At 64.4% G+C, this 20,239-nt stretch carries 21 protein-coding genes; 3 read left to right on the top strand and 18 right to left on the bottom strand.

All coding sequences use genetic code 11. From position 1 onward, the window contains the following. Positions 1-32: 32 nt before the first annotated feature. From AWB74_RS29835 to AWB74_RS29770, 14 genes are all read right to left on the bottom strand, one after another. Positions 33-1,868 (bottom strand): TadE/TadG family type IV pilus assembly protein, encoded by a 1,836-nt coding sequence (locus tag AWB74_RS29835; RefSeq protein WP_235024724.1) that lies wholly within the window; start codon positions 1,866-1,868, stop codon positions 33-35. Then, positions 1,844-2,569: a TadE/TadG family type IV pilus assembly protein gene (locus tag AWB74_RS29830; protein ID WP_235024723.1), complete on the bottom strand. Its 726-nt coding sequence runs from the start codon at positions 2,567-2,569 to the stop codon at positions 1,844-1,846. Before AWB74_RS29830 ends, AWB74_RS29835 begins: the two co-directional genes overlap by 25 nt. Further along, entirely contained in the window at positions 2,566-3,054 is a 489-nt protein-coding gene (locus tag AWB74_RS29825; RefSeq protein WP_087039277.1) for a TadE/TadG family type IV pilus assembly protein, read from the bottom strand. Before AWB74_RS29825 ends, AWB74_RS29830 begins: the two co-directional genes overlap by 4 nt. A gap of 2 nt (positions 3,055-3,056) precedes the next feature. Further along, positions 3,057-3,920 (bottom strand): tetratricopeptide repeat protein, encoded by an 864-nt coding sequence (locus tag AWB74_RS29820; RefSeq protein ID WP_061150236.1) that lies wholly within the window; start codon positions 3,918-3,920, stop codon positions 3,057-3,059. Beyond that, positions 3,917-4,885 (bottom strand): type II secretion system F family protein, encoded by a 969-nt coding sequence (locus AWB74_RS29815; protein WP_061150235.1) that lies wholly within the window; start codon positions 4,883-4,885, stop codon positions 3,917-3,919. The genes AWB74_RS29820 and AWB74_RS29815 overlap by 4 nt, the downstream gene beginning before the upstream one ends. Continuing rightward, on the bottom strand, positions 4,882-5,856 hold the full coding sequence (locus tag AWB74_RS29810) for a type II secretion system F family protein (RefSeq protein WP_061150234.1): 975 nt from the start codon (positions 5,854-5,856) through the stop codon (positions 4,882-4,884). The genes AWB74_RS29815 and AWB74_RS29810 overlap by 4 nt, the downstream gene beginning before the upstream one ends. Beyond that, entirely contained in the window at positions 5,853-7,262 is a 1,410-nt protein-coding gene (locus tag AWB74_RS29805; RefSeq protein WP_061150233.1) for a CpaF family protein, read from the bottom strand. The genes AWB74_RS29810 and AWB74_RS29805 overlap by 4 nt, the downstream gene beginning before the upstream one ends. After that, positions 7,262-8,482 (bottom strand): AAA family ATPase, encoded by a 1,221-nt coding sequence (locus AWB74_RS29800; protein WP_061150232.1) that lies wholly within the window; start codon positions 8,480-8,482, stop codon positions 7,262-7,264. The genes AWB74_RS29805 and AWB74_RS29800 overlap by 1 nt, the downstream gene beginning before the upstream one ends. Positions 8,483-8,513: 31 nt before the next feature. Beyond that, on the bottom strand, positions 8,514-8,888 hold the full coding sequence (locus AWB74_RS29795) for a CpaD family pilus assembly lipoprotein (protein ID WP_061150231.1): 375 nt from the start codon (positions 8,886-8,888) through the stop codon (positions 8,514-8,516). A 10-nt stretch (positions 8,889-8,898) separates the two neighbouring features. Continuing rightward, positions 8,899-10,458 (bottom strand): type II and III secretion system protein family protein, encoded by a 1,560-nt coding sequence (locus tag AWB74_RS29790; RefSeq protein WP_061150230.1) that lies wholly within the window; start codon positions 10,456-10,458, stop codon positions 8,899-8,901. Between the two features lie 82 nt (positions 10,459-10,540). Then, the gene (cpaB, locus tag AWB74_RS29785; protein ID WP_061150229.1) at positions 10,541-11,497 is read right to left on the bottom strand and encodes a Flp pilus assembly protein CpaB; all 957 of its coding nucleotides are present in this window, start codon (positions 11,495-11,497) and stop codon (positions 10,541-10,543) included. A 12-nt stretch (positions 11,498-11,509) separates the two neighbouring features. Beyond that, entirely contained in the window at positions 11,510-12,019 is a 510-nt protein-coding gene (locus tag AWB74_RS29780) for an A24 family peptidase (protein WP_061150228.1), read from the bottom strand. Positions 12,020-12,097: 78 nt separating this feature from the next. Beyond that, on the bottom strand, positions 12,098-12,283 hold the full coding sequence (locus AWB74_RS29775; protein ID WP_061150252.1) for a Flp family type IVb pilin: 186 nt from the start codon (positions 12,281-12,283) through the stop codon (positions 12,098-12,100). A gap of 444 nt (positions 12,284-12,727) precedes the next feature. Next, on the bottom strand, positions 12,728-13,159 hold the full coding sequence (locus tag AWB74_RS29770) for a low affinity iron permease family protein (protein ID WP_061150227.1): 432 nt from the start codon (positions 13,157-13,159) through the stop codon (positions 12,728-12,730). Between the two features lie 56 nt (positions 13,160-13,215). On the opposite strand from AWB74_RS29770, the gene AWB74_RS29765 reads away from it, so the two are divergent. Continuing rightward, the gene (locus AWB74_RS29765) at positions 13,216-13,788 is read left to right on the top strand and encodes a DNA-3-methyladenine glycosylase (RefSeq protein WP_087039276.1); all 573 of its coding nucleotides are present in this window, start codon (positions 13,216-13,218) and stop codon (positions 13,786-13,788) included. Here AWB74_RS29765 and AWB74_RS29760 read toward each other — a convergent pair. The 4 genes from AWB74_RS29760 to AWB74_RS29745 are packed head-to-tail and all read right to left on the bottom strand — an operon-like array spanning position 13,785 to position 18,381. Beyond that, positions 13,785-14,975, bottom strand: coding sequence for an ABC transporter substrate-binding protein (locus tag AWB74_RS29760; protein ID WP_061150225.1), 1,191 nt, complete (start codon positions 14,973-14,975; stop codon positions 13,785-13,787). The two genes, AWB74_RS29765 and AWB74_RS29760, sit on opposite strands and share 4 nt — an antisense overlap. Before the next feature lie 39 nt (positions 14,976-15,014). After that, positions 15,015-15,722 carry an ABC transporter ATP-binding protein gene (locus tag AWB74_RS29755; RefSeq protein ID WP_061150224.1) on the bottom strand — a complete coding sequence of 236 codons (708 nt, stop codon included), beginning with the start codon at positions 15,720-15,722 and terminating at the stop codon, positions 15,015-15,017. Further along, positions 15,719-16,504, bottom strand: a complete 786-nt coding sequence (locus tag AWB74_RS29750) for an ABC transporter ATP-binding protein (RefSeq protein ID WP_061150223.1) — start codon at positions 16,502-16,504, stop codon at positions 15,719-15,721. Before AWB74_RS29750 ends, AWB74_RS29755 begins: the two co-directional genes overlap by 4 nt. Next, on the bottom strand, positions 16,501-18,381 hold the full coding sequence (locus AWB74_RS29745) for an ABC transporter permease (RefSeq protein WP_061150222.1): 1,881 nt from the start codon (positions 18,379-18,381) through the stop codon (positions 16,501-16,503). The genes AWB74_RS29750 and AWB74_RS29745 overlap by 4 nt, the downstream gene beginning before the upstream one ends. 42 nt (positions 18,382-18,423) lie before the next feature. On the opposite strand from AWB74_RS29745, the gene AWB74_RS29740 reads away from it, so the two are divergent. After that, complete coding sequence (locus tag AWB74_RS29740) at positions 18,424-18,771, top strand: hypothetical protein (RefSeq protein ID WP_407642483.1); 348 nt, start codon at positions 18,424-18,426, stop codon at positions 18,769-18,771. 129 nt (positions 18,772-18,900) lie between these two features. Continuing rightward, a complete protein-coding gene (locus tag AWB74_RS29735; protein ID WP_061150221.1) occupies positions 18,901-20,235 on the top strand; it encodes a glutamine synthetase family protein in 1,335 nt (444 codons plus the stop codon). Positions 20,236-20,239 lie beyond the last annotated feature (4 nt).

The following is a 20,239-nucleotide window of genomic DNA, read 5'->3' as shown; positions in this document are numbered from 1 at the left end:
GCAACGCACGTGCCCGCCTCGCCTGCGAGCCCTTACTGCGTGAGGCGCAGCACGCCGAGATTGCCCGCGATCTGCTGGAAGATCTGGTCGAGCGTCGCGTTGCTCGGCGCGTGATAGTAGTTGCCGGGGCTCGCGCAGCTCTGCATCGTCGCCTGCGCATTGCCCGGGTCGGTGCCGTAGTCGCCGAACGTGATCGAATAGATGATGATGCCGTCCTGCTTCATTGCCGAACACACCGCGAGCTGGAACGCGTTGAGGTCGCCCACCTGGCCCATCGAGCCGGGTCTCTGCGGCGACGTCAGCAGGGAGCCATCGTCCGCGCGGGTCACGTTATACGCCAGCAGGTCGGCCTTGCCCACGCCGGACAGTCCGTTGAACGCCTGCGGCGGCATGATGCCCGTCGAGCCCCCCGGATCGTTCTGGCCGTCCGACAGCACGATGACCACGCGCTGCAGCCCCTGCGTCGTCTCGGGGCGCGGCAGGGTCGTATCGGTCGAGATGAAGCCGTTGCCCGTGCCCGCCACATTGTCCGACCAGGCCGATTCCAGCATGCGCCAGCCCCACAGCAAGCCGGTCGGGATGAGCGTCGAGCCGGCCGCCTGCATGTTCGAGATGGCGGTCGTGAGCGCGGACTTGTCCTTGCTCAGGAACAGCGCCGGCGCGATATTGCATGGCCCGTTGGTGCCGAAATTGGTGTTGCCGTTCTGATCGTAGGTGGTCGTCGTGGTCGAGCTCGTGTTGACGTACCACTGGTCGTAGATCGCCGGCGGGGTCTTGCCGGAAAACGTGGTCCCGCACGACGTGGTCACGCTGCCGCTCTTGAGATAGGTCAGCGGCGCGCCCAGCGTAACCGTCGGGCTGCTGGAAATCTTGCAGGTCGTCGTGCCGTTCTTGCTGGACGTCGTGTACGAATAGACGGAGAAACCGTTCTTCGGCACGTTGTAATAGAACGGCGTGAATCCCGGCGACGAGGCCGGCTGATACGCGTCCGCATGCAGGTACGTCTGCGCATCGCGCGGCTCCACTGCGCAGCCACCCCAGCCCGAGCCCTTCCAGCTCGAGTTGGTCGTCATGGACATGTGCTGGTCGTTGTACGCGAAGGTCCGCGACAGCCACTTGCCGGAGGGCTGCAGCGCATTCTTTACGTTGACCATCGTCGTGAACGGCACAAGTCCGATATACGAGTCATTGCCGGTCACTGAGAAAAGACTGGTCACGAGGTTTTGCGCAGCCAGGCGCAGACCGGTGATCTTCGTGCCCTGCGAATGATCCTTGCTGTTCGCGTAGTCGGACATCGAACCCGTGTTGTCGAGCACCATCACGAGTTCGAGCGTGCTCTTCGGCAGGCGCAGCGCGGCGTTGCTTGCACTCACGTTCGCCGTGTCCGGGTTCGCCGGACTCTGGCCGCCGCTGCTGTTGCCCGAGCCGTCCTGCGCCGACTTGTTGGCGAAGATGACCGGCGCGATCAGCGGCATCGTGCCCGTCGCCGAAAGCTTGATCGTCTGGCCCGTCGCAGGCGCGCCCGTCACCTGCGCCGCGAAATCCGAAGCCTTCAGGTTCAGCGACATATAGCCCGACGGCATGTTAACGTCGTAGTAGGCGCGCGCGTCCTTCTGCCACTGCGCGAGGTCGGCGGGCTTGGTGGTGTCGTAGTGCGCGAGGTCCGCGCCCGCCGAGAGCGTCGCGACGTCGAGCGCCATCTGCATGCGCGCCTGCGTCATCTCGTAGTGGATCGCGTCGATCGCCATGCACATCGTGCCGATCATGAGGCTCGCGCACACCGCGAACACCATCGTGACGGCGCCATCGTCGCCGCACAGCAGATCGCGCTCGCCGCGCACGCTCAGTTGATCGGGGCGGTTTCGCATGGCACGCCTGTTTTCGTATTGTTGAGTGCGAGCGTCTGTCCGTTGCGCGGACGCACGTAGACGCGCTCGCGGATGGTCGTCGCGACCGGCGCCGCGCTCCAGAACGGCGCGGTCAGCGAGAACGGCGTGTAGTTGTAGAAGACCTCGACCGCCACGGCCGAATCGCCATTCCGGAACGGCCAGTTCGACGGAGTCACGTTCGTCTTCGTGACGCTCGACGTCAGTCCCTTCGCCTGCCATGAAGGTTGCGCCTGCCACAGCAGCGTCGGGGTGCCCGCCGCCTGCGTCGGATTGAACACCGACTTGCACGTGCAGTTGACGGTCTTGTCGCAGATCGACGAAATCACAACGCCGCCTTTCGTGTTGAGCTGGTTCGGCGACGCGAGCAGGACGGCTGCCGCATAGATCGATGCGAGGCTGTTTGAGCTGGTCTTGTCGGTGCTGTCGTCGATGACGTTGCTCATCTGCCCGATCGAATCCGCGAGCGTGAACGCCGTGTGCTCGACGAGGCTCACCGCGCGCATGTACAGATACAGCTCCGTGAAGCCGAGCAGCACGAGCAGCATGAGCGGCACGACGACGACGAATTCGATCGTCACCGCGCCGCGCTCCGAGCGCACGAGCCGCCGCGCAGCATGCCGCGTGCGGCGCGTGAGCGCGGTCATGAATGCCGATCGCAGGGTTCCGTTCGCGGACGTCATTTTTCGTTCTGTACGAGATAGTTGCGCTGGAAGGTCAGGGTCTCGAAGCCGAACAGCTTCGGGATGCCGGAGAAGGTCGGGATCGTCACGGTGATGTTGTACGTGACCACGTCGCCGAAACCGCCCATCGATTGCTGATAGTTGTTGCTGCCGAGATCGTTGTAGGTGGTGTAGGCGCGCGTCGCGATGTCCACGGTGCCGCCCATCCGTTTCCAGCCGCCGAGAATGTCGTTGATGATCTGCCGCGCCTGCGCATCGCGTGTCACGTTCGACGGCACCACGGTCGTCAGTCCCGCGCGCGACGCCTGTTGCGCGGCGAACTGCACGGAGGCGTCGACGATCATGTCGAGCGCGACTTCCACGGTGGCGAGGATCAGGATGAACACCACCGGCCCGACGAGCGCGAACTCGATCGCCGACAGGCCGCGCTCGTCGCGCGCAAGGCGCCGGAAGAGCCGGCCGGCCGCTGGCGAGATCGCGCGCATGGTCACTTCACGCTCGCGGTCTGGACCCTGGGCGTCGCAATCGCCGATACGGCGACGCTCTTCACCGGCTGCGCGCCTTGCCCGTCGCGCGCACGCTGCAATTCGTAGAAGCGCAGGTTGTCCTGTACCGACGACTTCGGCAGATCGCGCGAGAGAATCGCCGCGGCCGCATCGTCGTTGCCGAGCAGGCCGTAGGCGAGCGCGAGATTCTGGCGCGCCTGCGGCGGGGCGGCGGGAAAGCGCGTCACGTCGAGCAGCACGTTCGCGCCCTGCCGCGGATCGCCCGCGAGCGTCAGCGAGAGACCGAGATTCACCGACAGCATCGGATCGCCGGGATTGGCCTGCAACGCGGCGCGCAGCAGCGCCTGAGCGTGCGCGTGATCGCCCGAGAGATCGAGCGCGGCGCCGAGGCCCGCGCACGCGAGCGGATCGTTCGGCGTGATCGTGAGCACGCGCTTGTACGTGGCGATGGCGTCATCGAAGCGGCGCTGATGAATCGCCACGCGCGCAATGCCGATGAGCGGCGGCGTCGCCTTCGGATCGATCTGGCTCGCGCGCTGATAGTAGACGCCCGCGCGCGTGTAGTCGCCGACGGCGTACAGCGTGTTGCCGAGACCCGTCAGGCCCGGCACGGATTTCGGATCGGCCTGCACGGCTTTCTCGTACAGCGAGGTCGCGAGATCGAAGTTGTTCGATTCGAGCGCCGTGTCGGCGATGCGCAGTTCGCTGATCGTGCTCGGCGCGGAGTTGCGCAGCACGGGGCGCGTGTCGGTAACCTGGCGCACGCTCGTCGTGCAGCCCGCTGCGGCGCACAGCAGCGCGATGGCGCAGACAAGTCCGGCGCGACGTTGAATGGATGGCTTCATTTCGAACTTCCCGCGATGAACGCAAGCAACTGGATAACGGCAGGCCCCGCGGCGATCGCGATGATCGCGGGGAGAATGAACAACATCATCGGCACGACCATCTTCGGCGCGAGCTTCGCCGCCTTTTCCTCGAGCGACACGATGTGCGCGACGCGCTCGGTGCGCGACAGCGTGCGCAGCGCCTGCGTGATCGGCGTGCCATAGCGCATCGACTGCGTGAGCGTCGAGATGAGCGCGCGGATCGACGGCAGGTCGATGCGCTCGGCGAGATTGTTGAGGGCGCGCGCGCTGTCGCCGGACAGCTTGAGCTCGTCGGCGGCGAGCGAAAACTCGTCGGAGAGCGGCGGGCAGATCGTCCGCAGCTCGTCGGCGACGCGCCGGATCGACACGCCGAGACTGTTGCCCGCGTTCGTGCAGATGACGAGCAGGTCGAGCGCATCGGGCAGGCAGGCGCCCATCGCCTTGCGGCGGCGCGACGCCTTGAACGCGACCACGTACTCCGGCAAGATCATCCCGACGATGAACACCATCAACATCGCGATGCCGCGCCCCGCCGGATACGCACCGATCATCGGAATGCGTGAGCCGAGCATCACGGTCGCGGCCGCGCACGCGAGCCCGCAGAAGAACTTCACGGCCAGCAGGATCGACACCGCGAGATGACTGCGGTAGCCGCTCTTCACCATTTCCTTCTGCAGCTTGAGGCGATACTTCGCGTCGAAGAGCGGAATCTTGTCGCCGATGCGCGCGAGGCGGCGCAAGATGCGCTCGGAGAGCGACGCGTTATCGCCATCGTCGTCGGCCGCAGCGCTCTCGAAGCGATGCGTGGCCGCGGCCATGCGCGCGCGCTCCGCGATGCGTCCGCGCTTGCCGCCGTGCTTGTGCGCCCACCACACCGCGAGCGCCGCGAGCAGCCCGAGCAGCATCAGCAGATTGATGATGGTTTCGACGTTGTTCGGGTTCATCGCGAGGTATCGAGCTTCGACATCTTGCCAATCACGATCAGCCCCATGACGATCGACACCACGCCGAAGGTGAGCAGGTTCTGCCCGGAATCGGTGCTGAACAGAATCATCAGATAGGGCTTGTTGATCGCATACATCGACGACATGATGATCACGGGAATGGCGGCGAGAATCTTCGTCGTGATGCGCGCCTCGCCGGTCAGCGCCTTGGTTTTCTGGCGAATCTCACGGCGCGTGCGCACGATGCCCGACAGGTTCTCGAGCGTCTCGCCGAGCTGGCCGCCGGTTTCGCGCTGCAGCAGCAGACACACGCAAAAGAACGAGAAGTCCGCGATCTCGATGCGGCGCATCGCGACCGTGAGCACTTCGTCGAGATCGAGGCCCACCTGCAGCGAGTCGGCCATCAGCTGGAACTCGCTCTTGAGTGGGTCGCGGCACTCGCTCGCCGCCGAGCCGATCACCTGTGTGACCGGCACGCCCGCGCGCACCGCACGCACGATCATGTCGATGACATCGGGAAAGCCGTCGAGAAAGCGCTTGCGAAAGCGCTCGATCAGGAAGCGGTACGCCTGCACCAGCGCGAGCACCGGCAAGCCGACGAGCACGAGCGGCCGCGCGAAGTCGGGCAGCGGCGCGAAGGTGTTCGTCAGCACGGCGACGAGCTCGCCCGCCAGCGCCGCGACGATCACGATACGCACGCCGTTGGCGCCCGCGACGGTCCGCAGGCGCGCGAGACGCGGCCCGGTCCAGCGCGTGAACACGTTGTCCCTGCGGCTCGCCTGAAAGATGTCGAGATCGAGCTTGTTCGCCTGCGCCGCATGTGCGCCCTGCGCTATGAACGACTTCTGCATGCGCTGGCGGATGCGCGACGGCGGCCGGTTGTCGCGCATGTCTTGCAGGACCACGACCATCACGCCGGCGAGCAGCACGCACGCGAACGCAGCGAACGTGATCAGGTTGACGAGGCTCATGGCTTCATCGCCTCCAGAAGCGCGTCTTCGAGACCGTAGTACGCGGCGCGCTGCGAGAACGCCGGGCGCACGGCGCCGGTTTCGAACACGCCCTTCACTTCCTCGCTATAGGCGCTCGCGTCATAGCGGAACGTGAAGAGATCCTGCGTGATGATGACGTCGCCCTCCATTCCGACGAGCTCGGTTACGCGCGTCACGCGCCGCATGCCGTCGCGCATGCGCTCGATCTGCACGATCAGATGCACCGCGCTCGCGATCTGGCGGCGGATCGACAGGAGCGGCAGATTGCCGTTCGCCATCATCACCATGCTTTCGAGACGCGTGATGCCGTCGCGCGGCGTGTTCGCGTGGATGGTGGTCATCGAGCCGTCGTGGCCGGTGTTCATCGCCTGGAGCACGTCGAAGGCTTCGGCGCCGCGCGTTTCGCCGAGGATGATGCGGTCCGGGCGCATCCGCAGCGCGTTGCGCACGAGGTCGCGCTGCGTCACCGCGCCGAGCCCTTCGGCGTTTTCAGGCCGCGTTTCGAGACTCACGACATGCGGCTGGACGAGCTGCAGTTCGGCCGCATCCTCGATCGTCACCGTGCGCTCGCCGTGCCCGATGAAATGCGACAGCGCGTTGAGCAGCGTCGTCTTGCCCGAACCCGTGCCGCCCGACACGATGACATTGAGGCGGCAGGTGCTCGCGAGCTTGAGCACGTTGGCCATCGCGGCCGACAGGTTGCCCTGCTGCGCCATGCGGTGCAGCGTGATATTTCGTTTGGAAAACTTACGAATCGAAATCGATGCGCCATGAATCGCGAGCGGCGGCAGCACGACATTCACGCGGCTGCCGTCGGCGAGGCGCGCATCGACCATCGGGCTGCTTTCGTCGACGCGCCGCCCGACGCCCGCCGCGATGCGCTGCGCGACGTTGATCACGTGCGCGTTGTCGCGGAACTTGCAGTTGGTCAGTTCGAGCCGTCCGTGCCGCTCGACCCACACCTGATCGGGTCCGTTGACGAGCACGTCGGTGATGGTTTCATCGGCGAGCAAGGGTTCGATCGGACCGAGGCCGAACATGTCGTTCAGCAACTCACCGACGATCTGCACCTGCTCCGAGATCGTGATGTTCAGGCGCTCGCGCTCGGCGACATCGACGACGAGCGTCTCGACGGCGGGCTTCATCTGCTCGCGCGTCTTGCCGACCGCCGCCGACGGATTCATCGCAGCGAACACGCCCGCGCGGATCGTCCTGAAGAGATCGGAGCGCACGAGCGTTTCATTGCCGTCGCCGGGCTGAGCGCGCGCGGGCGCGACGGCCGCCGGCTTCTCGACGACCGCAAGCGCCGGCGCCTCGCCTTGTGGCGGCGCGCTTTCATCGAGACCGGACGGCGGCGTGGCGCGCGCCTGCTTCTGCCCGAACATCACGCCCTCCTGAGCTTGAACTTGCTCAGGAACGTGCGCTCGACGGCCGCGTGCTGGCCCGTCAGGTCGTTGGCGACGCGCGCGATGGCCTGCGTGAAGTTGTTCTGGCCGCGTTCACGCGGCGCTTCGCCGAGATTCTCGGCGGTCGCGAGCATCTTCGGCTCGAACTGCACCTCGTGCAACACGGTGCGGCCCACGGCCGTCATGAAGTCGGCCTCCTGCACCTTGCCCGCGGTCGCGGCGTTCGGGTTGTTGAGCAGCACGGAGGTCGGCGGATTGCTGTCTCGGTCCTCGATATAGCGCAGCATCCGGATGGTTTCGCGAGTCGAATGCACGGAGCGGTCCGCGACGAGATACACGCGCGACGCGTGATCGAACGCTTCGGCCGCGAGTGCGTCGTTCGGGTCGCCGATATCGAGAATCACGTAGTGGAAGCTGTCGCACAGCAGCTCGACCACGCGGCGCAGCGCGCCCGGCTCGAACTGCTTGGCTGTGCCGTAATCGAGATCCGCCGACAGCACGAACAGGCGGCTGCCGTTCGCGACGAGCGTGCGCTCCACGTATTGCGGATCGAGACGATGCACGTTTTGCAGCACGTCGACGAGACCGTTGTTGCTCTGCGTGCCGAGCATGCTGTTGGCCGCGCCGCCGCACAGTTTCAGATCGACATAGGCGACGCGCCGGTGCGTGTCTTCCGCGAGATGGCGCGCGAGATTGAGCGCGAGCGTCGTCACGCCGACGCCGCCGCGCGCGCCCGCGAACGCGATGGTCTTGCCCGCGCGCGCCAGCGTCACCGGGCTGACTTTGCCCTCGGACACGTTGACGGTGCGCTTCAGCAACTCGACGGTCAGCGGCTTCACCAGATAGTCGCGCACGCCGATCTTGAGCAGGCTGCGGAACAGGCCGACGTCGTTGCGCTCGCCGATCGCGACGACCTGCACGGACGGCTCGCACACTTCCGCGAGGCGGCCGAGCTCCGAGAGCGGCATCACCGAACCTTCGAGGTCGACGAGCAGAAAGAGCGGCGAGCGCTCGATCTTCGACAGATGCGCGATGGCGTCGTCCACGTTGCCGACGGCGATATGCACGTGCGGCATCGCCTGTTCGAGCACGAAGCTCTTCAACACCTGCTCGGTCTTGCGGTCCGCCACGAACGCGATGAAGTCCGCAATCCGCACGCCTTGCTTGCCCTTGAAGAAACTGATTTCTGTTGTGCTCATGATGTGCTCATGATGTCCGTCTGTTTAGGCGCTACTTCGCTTCGCGCGACGTGCTCGAGTCGAGCGGGATCACGTGGCCGGTTTCGTAACGGCGTATCGCGCTCGCCGCCGTCGCGCCGTCGGCCGGGCCGAGCGTCTGCGGCGCGACGATATCGGCCGGACGCGCGAGCTGCGCCGCGAGGTTCGTATAGGTTGCGCAGCCCCATTGCATCGCCGGGCGGCGCCGTCCCGCGTCGGTCATGTGCGAGCCGCGCGCGAGCGAGTCGCAATCGGGCGGGATGGCGTTCTGGCCGTCGTAGCCGATCGTCGAATCGTTGGGCATGTTGCGCGGCGGATGGAAGCAGCCGGTCGCGCCGCAAGCGAAGGCGACGAGCGCCGCGAACATGAGAGGACGTGCGTGTTTCATGACTTGGCGCTCAATAGACATAGCCCGCCGCGCCCACGAGACGCGGTTCGGATGCGGACGGCTGCGCGGCGTTCGGCTGGCCCGCCTTGCGCTGGAAGCTGTATTCGACATCGCTCGACGGCGAGATCAACGAATCGAGCGGCGAGCGCAGCTTCGCGGAGTCGGTCGGCTCGACGAGATACGGCGTCACCATGATGACGAGCTCGGTTTTGTTGTTCTGGTAGTTCGACGACGAAAACAGCTTGCCGAGCACCGGAATCGAACCGATGCCGGGCACCTGCGAAACGATGTCCGTGGTATTGCTCTGCAACAGCCCGCCGATGGCGAAGCTCTGGCCGCTCGCGAGCTCGACCGTCGTGTCGGCACGGCGCACCGAGAGGCCCGGCACCGTCACGCCGCCGGTCGTAACGCTCGCGGTCGTGTCGATCTGGCTCACTTCGGGACGCACCTTCAGGCTGATGCGGCGCTCGTTCAGCACGGTCGGCGTGAAGTCGAGCTTGACGCCGAACTGCTTGAACTCAACCGAGATCGCGCCGTTGGTCTGCGACACCGGAATCGGGAACTCGCCGCCCGCGAGGAAGCTGGCCGTCTGGCCCGACATCGCGACGAGATTCGGCTCGGCGAGCACGGTAAGCAGGCCTTCCTGATTCAGCGCGTCGATGAGCGCGCGGATGTCGGTGTTGGCCGTATGGAAGCCGGTCAGGAACGAGAACGCGTTGTTGGCCGCGAGGTTGATCGGATAGGTCACGCCGCCGTTGCCGTTCGCGATCGGCTGATTCAGGTTCTGGATCGGGCGGCCGCTGAAGAGACCGCCGAGCCAGTTGCCCGACGTGCCGAGCGCCTGCCAGTTGATGCCGAGCTGCTGCGTCACGTTGCGGTCCACCTCGGTGATGCGCACGCGCAGTTGCACCTGCAGCGGACGATCCACCGTCAGGCGGTTGATCAGCACTTCCTTGTCGGCGAGGAACGGCGTCACGGCCTGCACGATGGCATCGGCATCGGACGCGGTCGGCACCTGGCCCGAGACGAGCAGCGAGCCCTGGCCCGTCGTCGCCTGCACGTTCAGATTGGGAAAGCGCGACGAGAGCATGTTGCGCAGGGCCATCATGTCGCGCGCGACGATCACCGTGCGCTGCAGCAGCGTCTTGTTGTTCGGGCCGAGCACGTAGAGCGTCGTCGTGCCGGTCTTCTTGCCGAGCACGAAGACCGTTTTCGGCGACGGCACGTGCACGTCCGCGATCGACGGATCGGCGACGAACACCGAGGTGGCGTCTTCCGGCAGGCGCAGCATCGTGCCCTTGCCCGCGTCGAGGGTGAGCGCGCCCATCCCCATCGCGGCGTCCGGCGCGGCCACGCGATTCGGCACCGCGAGCGCAGTGCGCACGAGCGCGGGATTTTGCGCGCGCATCGGTGCGAGCCGGGCGGCCGAAGCCGTCGCGTCTGCCGGCGCCTTCGCGGGCACGCCCGGCTGCGCCGCCTCGACGGACCATGCCAGCAGCACGCCCGCGCACGCGAGCGCGATTCGCGCGCCCCGCCTTTCGATGCTGCCGAAGTCCAACTGCGTTTTCATGAGTTTCGATCCTGGCGGCGCTGTGCCGCCGCAACTGGTTGCTGCTGTTATTTGCCGCGTCCTTGCGCGGCGCGTCCGGCGCTCATCTGCCCGGCGGCACGCTCGGCAAGGGCGGCGCGCCGTCCGACGATCCGCCGACCTGCGCGATGCTCACGTTCTCGCTCTTCTCGGAGCCGCGATAGATCGCGACCGGGCGCGCGGGCGCCGGCGCGTGACTCACAGCGCTGACTTGCGGCTGTCGCGAGCGCGGCAGATCGCGCACGGCGCGGGAAATATCGCCGGCCCAGAGCGGCGTGCGCGGCGGCGACGATGCCGCCGCCGCGGCCGTTGCGTTCGGGTCGCGCGTTTCGGTCGCAAAGCTGCGCAGCGCGAGCGACAGCGAGCCGAGACGCGCCGCCACCGCGACGACTTCGCCCATTCGGGGCGTCACTTCGAGCGTCACCGTGCGGGCGCGCGCGATCGCTTCGGCCGCGTCACCGTTGATCTTCGGCCGATTGATTTCGGAGCCGACAGCCAGCACGCGCACATGCTCGACCACGGTTTCGCTCGACACGGCGAGATCCGGGGAGTCGGTGCGGCGATCCATTTGCTGCGTGAGAAGCAGGTCGACATAGTCGCCCGGCTGAATGAGACCCGCGTTGCCGGACACGTCGTCCACCGCGACCGACACGGCGCGCATGTCGGGCTTGAGCGTCGCGGCAAGAAAGCCCGGCGCGTTCGGCAGGATGACGTCGGCGGACGTGAGCACCGCGCCGCTTTCGACCGGATGGCGCAGAAGCGCGCCCTTGATGTCGACGGCGGGCTGCGCACCGGAAACGATCGCATTCGGCGGCACTTGCGACGCGGGCACCGACTTCCACGTGAGGTCTTCGTCGCGCAGCAGGAGGCCTTGCGGCAAATCGGCCGCGCTGACCTGCACCTTCTCCGAGGTGACGGGATGATTGGCCGGGCGCGAGGCGCTCGCGACCACGACCCGCACGATGAGCGCGATGAGCAAAGCGCCGACCAGAAGCACGGCGAACTTGATGATGTTGGACATGAGCGCGCCGTCCTATCGGATCGCAAAGAAAGGCAAAAGCGCCGGCAGCACGATCACGAGGCCGCCGCCGAGCGCGAGGGCGACGCCGTAAGGCACGCCGCGCGCGCCGGAAAACATCGCGAGCGCACTCAATGGCATGAAGCGTTGAACGGGATTCATGGTGCGCGTCGCGAGACTGACCAGGGCCACGACGGTCCCGATCACGGAAATCAGAGTCAAGGCGGGCAGCGACAAGGCGAGGCCGGCCCAGAGAAAAATTACGGAGGCGAGTTTTGCATCGCCTCCGCCCAGCATCTTTGCCGCGAACAGCACGGCGCAGAACAAGAACACGCCAATGGCGAGCAGCAGATGAACGATGACATCGTCGAGCGGCATGCGGCGTGCGAGCGCATCGGCAAAGAAGAGCGCCCCGACGACCAGCACGATTTTGGTCGGCAGGCGGCGGGAGCGCACGTCGATGACCGCGAGCCAGAGCAGCACGCAGAGCACGATCAGACGGATGCAAAGAGACAGAAGCTGCACGATGGTCTGTAGTTATGTGAGCGGGCGGTGCGATCCGCGACTGCAGGCGGCGACACCCGAGTAACGCACGGACGTCTGTTACTGAGCCTTGTTCTGCGATGTGGTGACCTGATCGAACAGGTTCGAGAACATAGTGCCGATGCTGGTCTTGAACGTGGCTGCCATTGCGCCCAGCGCCAGCACGACGATGCCGGCGAGAACCGCATACTCCATCGCGCTGACACCGCGCTCGTCGCGCACGAATGCCTTCATCAATTTGCGCATTTTTCTTTCCTTCAAGGTGTTTAGGTAGGTGTGGACCCGGCAAAAGGATTACCGGGCAGGACACATCCTAGCCATTCCGGAAAGAAATAACTTCGCGAATTAAAGGCCGGAAATGGCCTCTGTTAGCGGTTTAGAAACGCCTGGCGCGCGCCCTTTGCGGCAGAAACTCGAAAAACTTTAGAGGGTGAAATTTTTCTTTTCGGATTTTTTCTGGCCGGTCCGGCCATGGCAAAACGTTTTCGATTTCTTTAGGGATTTCTTAGAAAACGTTTGCGGGTGCTCAGGGAACCGCATCGACGAAAAGCGGCCTGGCAGGCGGCGTCATGCTGTCGGCCGCGTGGCGAAACCCCGAGCTTACATGCCTTCGCTGCGTCCTGTCACGCACTTTGCGAAGGCTGCAAGAAAAAAATGCCGGGCCTCGTATCAATGCCTCGGCATGCAAGCTTAGCCTTTGCGCTTATCCCTATTTGGGAAAGCAGGCATGTCGATATCGCTGCTTGCCGAACGAAAGTTATCGCGCGCTTCCTGCGCGAGCTTTTCATAGCGCTTGCGAAAAACCGTGAGTTCTTTTTCGTCGAGTTCTTCGAGATCGAGCAATGCGTTATGCGCCTGATCGATCGCGCGGATGAGCTCGTCGAGCTTGATCTGCATCGCGGCGGTATCGCGGTTTTGCGTGTTCTGAATCAGGAAGACCATCAGGAATGTGACGATGGTCGTCGAAGTATTGATGACGAGCTGCCATGTGTCACTGAAATGAAAGAGCGGACCGGAGATGCCCCAGGCAACCACGAGCGCGACCGCAATCATGAAAGTCGATGCGTGGCCCGCGATCTGCGCGAGTGCATTCGAGAACTTGAGAAACCACGAAGCGTTCATTTCGGCGTCTCCTGATCGTTGGGTTCCGATGCGGCGGCGCGGCTAGAATACCGCCTGTGAACAGGAAACCCAAACCCATCGATTTCTACGCACCGTCCGACGAAGTCGCGCAACGCCTGATCGGCGCGATCGTGACCTTCGACGGCGTCGGCGGCCGCATCGTCGAAACGGAAGCATACGATCGCGAAGATCCCGCGTCGCACACGTTTTCCGGGCCGACACCACGCAACGCAGCAATGTTCGGGCCGCCCGCGCATGCGTACGTGTACCGCTCGTACGGCATTCACTGGTGCCTGAATTTCGTGTGCCGCGAGGCCGGTCACGGCGCGGGCGTGCTGATTCGAGCGATCGAGCCGCTCGCCGGTATCGATCTGATGCGTGAGCGGCGCGGACTGGAGCCGATAAAGCTCCTGTGCTCGGGGCCGGGCCGTCTCGCGCAGGCGCTCGGCATCACGCACAAGCAAAATGGCATGTCGCTGCTGGAAGCGCCGTTCGAGATCGAGCCGCCGGAACAGGACTTTCCGATCGCGGTCGGGCCGCGCATCGGCCTTACGAAAGCGATCGACGTGCCGTGGCGCTTCGGGCTCGCCGGATCGAAGTTCGTCAGCAAGCCCTTTCCCAAAAGTTAATCCGCGGGACGCAGCTTCTTCACTTCCTCATCCGATGGCTGCACGCTGGCGCCATCGACATAACGGAACGTCGTCATCACACCCTTGCCGTCCTTCTGGCCGGTCACGCCGACATACGCGCCCATCGTCGATTGATTGTCCTGCTTGCGGTACGTGATCGGACCGAACGGCGTGTCGACCTGCAAGCCCTTGAAGGCGGCGGCGAGCTTGTCGGGATCGGGCGAGCCGGCTTTCTTCAGGCCGTTGGCGAGCGACATCATCGCCGAATAACCGACGACCGAGCCCAGGCGCGGATAGTCGTGATACTTCGCCTGATACGCGGCGACGAATTTCTTGTTCTCGGGCGTCTCGATCGAATACCACGGATAACCCGTCACGATCCAGCCGACCGGCGCTTCCTTGCCGAGCGGGTCGAGATAGTCCGGCTCGCCCGTCAGCAAGGACACGACCGCGCGATCCTTGAACAAGCCGCGCGTATTGCCTTCGCGCACGAACTTGCCGAGGTCCGCGCTGAAGAGCACGTTGAAGATGGCGTCCGGCTTCGCATCGGCGAGCGCCTGCGTGACGGCGCCCGCATCGATATTGTTGAGCGGCGTGGCCTGCTCCATCACGAACTCGACATCCGGTTGGGCCGCCTTCAGCAAGCGCTTGAACGTGGCGACGGCGGATTGCCCGTACTCGTAGTTCGGATAGACGAGCGCCCAGCGCTTCTTCTTCAGCTTCGCGGCTTCGGGCACGAGCATCGCGACCTGCATGTATGTCGACGGACGCAGCCGATACGTGTACTTGTTGCCGTCCTGCCAGACGATCTTGTCGGTGAGCGGTTCGGCCGCAAGGAAAAAGATGCGCCGCTGCTTCGCGTAGTCCGCGAGCGCGAGACCCGTGTTCGACAGATAGCCGCCGAACAACAGCTTCACCTGCTCGCGCGCGACGAGTTCTTGCGCGACGCGAACGGTATCGCCGGGATTGCCGTTGTCGTCGCGTGAAATGACTTCGAGCTTGTTGCCGTTGACGCCGCCTGCTGCGTTGATTTCATCGAGCGCGAGATTCCAGCCGTTCTTGTACGGCGTCAAAAATGCGGGCACGACTTTATAGCTATTGATCTCGCCGATCTTGATGGTATCGGCGTGCGCGGTGAAAGCCATGCTCGCTGCAATGGCGGCGACGGTGAAGCGCATTGACGTCATTGGGTACTGTCCTTTCTGTTTGGATTGGATTCGATTCGTTCACACGCCAAGAAATTCGCGGCGCGCGGCGTCGTCGCTTGCGAATGCATTCATCGCGCCTTCGTAGCGTATCTGGCCTTTTTCAAGCACATAGACCCGGTCGCTGACGAGCTCCGCGAAATGCAGGTTCTGCTCCGACAGCAGGATCGACAGGCCTTCGCGCTTCAATTCGAGAATCATATCGGCCATCTGCTCGACAATCACCGGCGCAACGCCTTCCGATGGCTCGTCGAGCAGCACAAGGCGCGGATTGCCCATCAGCGTGCGCGACACGGTGAGCATTTGCTGCTCGCCGCCGCTCATACGGCTCGCGCGACGGTCGCGCATCTCGCCGAGATTCGGAAACACGCGAAAGAGCTTGTCGGGCGTCCACAGCGGCGCGCCATCGCGCGGCGGCTGGCGGCCTGTATCGAGATTCTCCGTCACCGTCAGATCGCCGAACACGCGGCGATCTTCGGGCACATAACCCAAACCCTTTCGCGCGATGCGATACGGCGCCATGCCCGCGATGCTCTCGCCCATGAACGACACCGTGCCCGAGATGCGCGGCAACAGACCCATCACGGCTTTCATCGTCGTGGACTTGCCCGCGCCGTTGCGGCCCATCAGCGCGACGACTTCGCCGCGCCCGACTTCGAAGCCGACATCGAACAGGATGTGCGCGCGGCCATAGAACGCATTCAGTGCTTCCACTTTCAGGAGCGTCATGACGATGCTCCCGCGTTCAGCACCGCGCGCGGCGCGAACGATGCGCCCGTGCCGAGATAGACCTCGCGCACGCGCGCATCGTTGCGGATCGCTTCGGCATCGCCTTCTGCGATGAGCCGGCCGCGTGCGAGCACGATCAGTTTGTCTGCATGCGAAAACACCACGTCCATGCTGTGTTCCGTGAACAGCACGCCGATGCCGCGCTCCTTCGCGAGACGTGCGGTGAGCGACATGAGTTCGTTGCGTTCCTGCGGCGCCATGCCGGCGGTCGGTTCGTCCATCAACAACAGCCTGGGATCATTCGCGAGCGCGATGGCCAGTTCGACGCGCTTCACATCGCCATACGCGAGCACCGCGCAACTGCGCTGCGCATGCGCCGTCATGCCGACGAGATCGAGCAACGCCATCGCTTCCTCTTCCTTCCATGACGCGACGCGCCTGAACAGACCGTAGATGCGCCGCTCGCGCGACAGCAAAGCCATCTGCACGTTTTCGAGCACGGTCATCGAATTGAAGGTCGCAGCGATCTGGAACGTGCGGCCGACGCCGAGACGCCAGATATCGCGCGGACGCATGCCTGCGATATCGTGACCGTCGAAACGGATCGAGCCCGCGTTCGGTTTCAATTGTCCGTTGATCATGTTGAAGCATGTCGATTTGCCCGCGCCGTTCGGGCCGATCAGCGCGAGCAACTGCCCTGCTTCGAGATCGAAAGACACATCGTCGACGGCCTGCACGCCGTCGAAGGACTTCGAGAGATGCGCGACGGACAGCAGCGTCATTGCGCCTCCCTGACGAAGCGATCGCGCACGAAGCCCGCAATGCCCTGCGGAAAAGCGATGACGAGCACGAGGATCGCGGCACCGAGCAGCGCTTGCCAGTAATCCGTCTGACGCGCGACGGCATCCTGCAGCCACGTGAATACGCTCGCGCCGACGATCGGCCCGGCGAGCGTCTGGATGCCGCCGAGCAGGACCATCACGAGACCATCGACGGAGCGGCCCACGCTGATCACTTCTGGCGAGATATTGCCCTTCGAGAAAGCATAGAGCGATCCCGCGAGCCCGCATACGAGCGACGCGACGACGAAGGCCGCCCACTGCACGCGCGCGACGTTCATGCCGATGGCTTCCGCGCGCAACGGCGAATCGCGGCCCGCGCGCATCGCGAGTCCGAGCGGCGAGAAGAGCATGCGACGCAGAAGCCACACGCCGATCACCGTCAAGCCGAGCGTGAGGTAATAGAACGCGACGGGCGATGCCAGCCACGGCGACGGCCAGATGCCCAAGATGCCGTTGCTGCCGCCCGTCACCGCATCCCATTGAAAGACGACCGACCAGACGATCTGCGCGAACGCGAGCGTGAGCATCGCGAGATAAACGCCCGACAAACGCACGCAGAACCAGCCGAATACGATCGCGCCGATGCCCGCGATCAGCGGTCCGAGTACAAGTGCGGCTTCCATCGGCAGCGCGAAGACCTTGAGAAAGAGCGCCGCGCCGTATGCGCCGAGACCGAAGTACGCCGCGTGACCGAACGAGTGCATGCCGCCCGGTCCCATGATGAAGTGCAGGCTCGCGGCGAACAGCACCGCGATCATGATCTCGACGAAAAGCACGGGCATGTACGGAAACGCATCGGCGAAAAGCGGCGCGAGCGCCAGCGCGATCACGAGCGCGCCCGCTGCGATCTTCATGTTGCGCGTGGCGGCACGCATGGGCTGATCGGCGGGCGCGGCCGAACGCGCGATCGATTGCGGGCGGCCGAAAAGTCCCCAAGGACGCAATACGAGCACGACGGCCATCACGACGAATTCCGCGACGAGCGTGAACTTCGACAACGAGAAGTCGATGCCCCCGATCGAAACATGTCCGATGCCGATGCACATCGCCTTGATCTCGGCGATGAGCAACGCCGCGACGAACGCACCCGGAATCGAGCCCATGCCGCCGACGACAACGACGACGAACGCATTGCCGATGGTCTCCAGATCGAGCGAAAGATTCGCCGACATGCGCGGCACCTGAAGCGCGCCACCGAGTCCCGCAAGCAATGCGCCGACGAAGAATACGCCGGTGAAAAGCCACGACTGATTGACCCCGAGCGCGCCGAGCATCTCGCGATCCGCGCTCGCCGCGCGCACGAGCGTGCCCCAGCGCGTGCGTGTGAGCGCATACCAGAGCGCGAGCAGCACGAGTGGACCGATGACGATCAGCGCAAGATCATAAGCAGGCAATGCATGACCGAGCAGTTGCACGGCGCCTTCGAGATGCGGCGCGCGCGGGCCGAACAGATCTTCCGGTCCCCACACATAGAGCGCGGCATCGCGAATGATCAGCACGAGCGCGAACGTGGCGAGCAGATGAAACAGCTCGGGCGCGCGATAGATGCGCCTCAGTACGCTGACTTCGATCGCCGCGCCGAGCACGCCGACGACGAGCGCCGCCCCGACGATCGACGCCCAGAAGCCCGCGACGCCATCGCCGAAACGGCTGGTGAGGCTATACGCGACATACACGCCGAGCATATAGAGCGAGCCATGCGCGAAGTTGACGATGCGCGTGACGCCGAAGATCAGCGACAGCCCGGAGGCGACGAGAAAGAGCGCACAGGCATCGGCGAGGCCGTTGACGAGTTGGACGAGCAGGTTGGAGAGCATCGGGCTCTATGGCTGTTTCGGCTGAGAGAGCCGACATTATCGATGAATCGGGCAACGGGCTTCTTGCGCGACAAAATAGCCGCGCGCGAGCGGCATGGAAAAACCGTATTGACGGCGTTTATGTTCCGTATATGCTCGTCGAAGGGCAATGGTGCGCTGTTGCCCTGCAAATCAACTCGCCAAACGAGTGTTATCGTGAAAGTCCAAAGCCCTCTGGCACGTCGGAGCCTACGCCGCTCCTGCGCCGATCGCTGCGGCAAGACTCCCGATCGCCGCTTCCTTTCGGTTCTGACCGTCCTCTCCCGCCGCTCGGTGCGGCGTCGCAACGTCCTGTCCGCGCGTGCGTTCATCGCCGTGGATTGCGTCGGCGCGGCTTCGCTGCTGCCGTAGCGCCTCTTCCATTTTTCTTCGCTGACTGACTGATCCCGCGCGTGCATCGTCACGCGTAAATGCGTGCGCTTTTGCGATCCATCGCGAAGGCCGTGGAAGCGTGCGCCTGTTCGAACCACGAGAACGAAAATGGAACGCATCGACGAATTCCTGCGAAAACATCGCATCACCGAGATTGAAGCGATCATTCCCGACATGGCCGGCACCGCGCGCGGCAAGATCATTCCGCGCAGCAAGTTCGAGTCGGGCGAATCGATGCGCCTGCCGCAAGCCGTGATGATTCAGACCGTCACGGGCGACTATCCCCACGACGGCAGCTTCACCGGCGTCACCGATCCCGACATGATCTGCGTGCCCGATCCCGCGACGATCCGCCTGATTCCATGGGCCACCGATCCGACCGCGCAGGTCATCCATGATTGCGTGCACTTCGATGGCACGCCCGTCGCGATTTCGCCGCGCCGCGTGCTGCGCGAAGTGCTTCAGAAATACACGGCGAAGGGCTGGCGGCCTGTGGTCGCGCCCGAACTGGAGTTCTTTCTGGTCGACGTGAATCGCGATCCGGATTTGCCCTTGCAGCCGCCCGTAGGCAGAACGGGGCGCGCGGAGACGGGCCGCCAGGCCTATTCGATCGATGCGGTCAACGAGTTCGATCCGCTCTTCGAAGATATCTATGAATACTGCGAGGTGCAGGAGCTCGAAGTCGATACGCTGATTCACGAAGTCGGCGCGGCGCAGATGGAGATCAACTTCATGCACGGCGATGCGCTCAATCTCGCGGATCGCGTGTTTCTTTTCAAGCGCACCGTGCGTGAAGCGGCGCTGCGTCACAAGATGTACGCGACCTTCATGGCGAAGCCGATGGAGAACGAACCGGGCTCCGCGATGCACGTGCATCAGAGCATCGTCGATGAAGAGACGGGCCGCAATCTCTTCACCAATCGCGATGGCGAACCGACCAGCCTTTTCTATAGCTATATCGCGGGCCTGCAGAAATACACGCCCGCGCTCATGCCGATCTTCGCGCCGTATATCAATTCGTATCGAAGGTTATCGCGCTTCATGGCCGCGCCGATCAACGTGCAGTGGGGCTATGACAATCGCACCGTCGGCTTTCGCGTGCCGCATGCGTCGCCGCAGGCACGGCGCATCGAGAACCGCATACCGGGCGTCGACTGCAATCCGTATCTCGCGATCGCAGCGACACTGGCCGCCGGCTATCTCGGCATGACGCAGCATCTCGAACCGACCGAGCCGCTGGCGAGCGACGGCTATCGCCAGCCGTATCAACTGCCGCGCAATCTCGATGAAGGCCTCGCGCTGATGGGCGCGTGCGAACCGCTTGCCGAGATGTTCGGCGAGAAGTTCGTGCGCGCATATCTCGCGCTCAAGGAAACCGAATACGAAGCGTTCTTCCGCGTGATCAGCTCGTGGGAACGCAAGCATCTTCTGCTGCACGTCTGAGATC

The organism is Caballeronia arvi (assembly GCF_001544695.2).
GTDB lineage: Bacteria > Pseudomonadota > Gammaproteobacteria > Burkholderiales > Burkholderiaceae > Caballeronia > Caballeronia arvi.
The sequence above is the reverse complement of the archived record's forward strand: the minus strand, read 5'-3'. Positions and strand labels throughout refer to the sequence as shown.

What these genes read in the sequence shown, in the direction of transcription:
- AWB74_RS29805 (WP_061150233.1), bottom strand. Translation starts at nt 7,262, where the DNA reads ATGTTCGGGCAGAAGCAGGCGCGCGCCACGCCGCCGTCCGGTCTCGAT.
- AWB74_RS29795 (WP_061150231.1), bottom strand. Translation starts at nt 8,888, where the DNA reads ATGAAACACGCACGTCCTCTCATGTTCGCGGCGCTCGTCGCCTTCGCT.
- AWB74_RS29800 (WP_061150232.1), bottom strand. Translation starts at nt 8,482, where the DNA reads ATGAGCACAACAGAAATCAGTTTCTTCAAGGGCAAGCAAGGCGTGCGG.
- AWB74_RS29815 (WP_061150235.1), bottom strand. Translation starts at nt 4,885, where the DNA reads ATGAACCCGAACAACGTCGAAACCATCATCAATCTGCTGATGCTGCTC.
- AWB74_RS29735 (WP_061150221.1), top strand. Translation starts at nt 18,901, where the DNA reads ATGGAACGCATCGACGAATTCCTGCGAAAACATCGCATCACCGAGATT.
- AWB74_RS29750 (WP_061150223.1), bottom strand. Translation starts at nt 16,504, where the DNA reads ATGACGCTGCTGTCCGTCGCGCATCTCTCGAAGTCCTTCGACGGCGTG.
- AWB74_RS29775 (WP_061150252.1), bottom strand. Translation starts at nt 12,283, where the DNA reads ATGCGCAAATTGATGAAGGCATTCGTGCGCGACGAGCGCGGTGTCAGC.
- AWB74_RS29790 (WP_061150230.1), bottom strand. Translation starts at nt 10,458, where the DNA reads ATGAAAACGCAGTTGGACTTCGGCAGCATCGAAAGGCGGGGCGCGCGA.
- AWB74_RS29810 (WP_061150234.1), bottom strand. Translation starts at nt 5,856, where the DNA reads ATGAGCCTCGTCAACCTGATCACGTTCGCTGCGTTCGCGTGCGTGCTG.
- AWB74_RS29740 (WP_407642483.1), top strand. Translation starts at nt 18,424, where the DNA reads ATGAATCGGGCAACGGGCTTCTTGCGCGACAAAATAGCCGCGCGCGAG.
- AWB74_RS29760 (WP_061150225.1), bottom strand. Translation starts at nt 14,975, where the DNA reads ATGACGTCAATGCGCTTCACCGTCGCCGCCATTGCAGCGAGCATGGCT.
- AWB74_RS29825 (WP_087039277.1), bottom strand. Translation starts at nt 3,054, where the DNA reads ATGCGCGCGATCTCGCCAGCGGCCGGCCGGCTCTTCCGGCGCCTTGCG.
- AWB74_RS29745 (WP_061150222.1), bottom strand. Translation starts at nt 18,381, where the DNA reads ATGCTCTCCAACCTGCTCGTCCAACTCGTCAACGGCCTCGCCGATGCC.
- AWB74_RS29770 (WP_061150227.1), bottom strand. Translation starts at nt 13,159, where the DNA reads ATGAACGCTTCGTGGTTTCTCAAGTTCTCGAATGCACTCGCGCAGATC.
- AWB74_RS29835 (WP_235024724.1), bottom strand. Translation starts at nt 1,868, where the DNA reads ATGCGAAACCGCCCCGATCAACTGAGCGTGCGCGGCGAGCGCGATCTG.
- AWB74_RS29820 (WP_061150236.1), bottom strand. Translation starts at nt 3,920, where the DNA reads ATGAAGCCATCCATTCAACGTCGCGCCGGACTTGTCTGCGCCATCGCG.
- AWB74_RS29830 (WP_235024723.1), bottom strand. Translation starts at nt 2,569, where the DNA reads ATGACGTCCGCGAACGGAACCCTGCGATCGGCATTCATGACCGCGCTC.
- AWB74_RS29755 (WP_061150224.1), bottom strand. Translation starts at nt 15,722, where the DNA reads ATGACGCTCCTGAAAGTGGAAGCACTGAATGCGTTCTATGGCCGCGCG.
- cpaB (WP_061150229.1), bottom strand. Translation starts at nt 11,497, where the DNA reads ATGTCCAACATCATCAAGTTCGCCGTGCTTCTGGTCGGCGCTTTGCTC.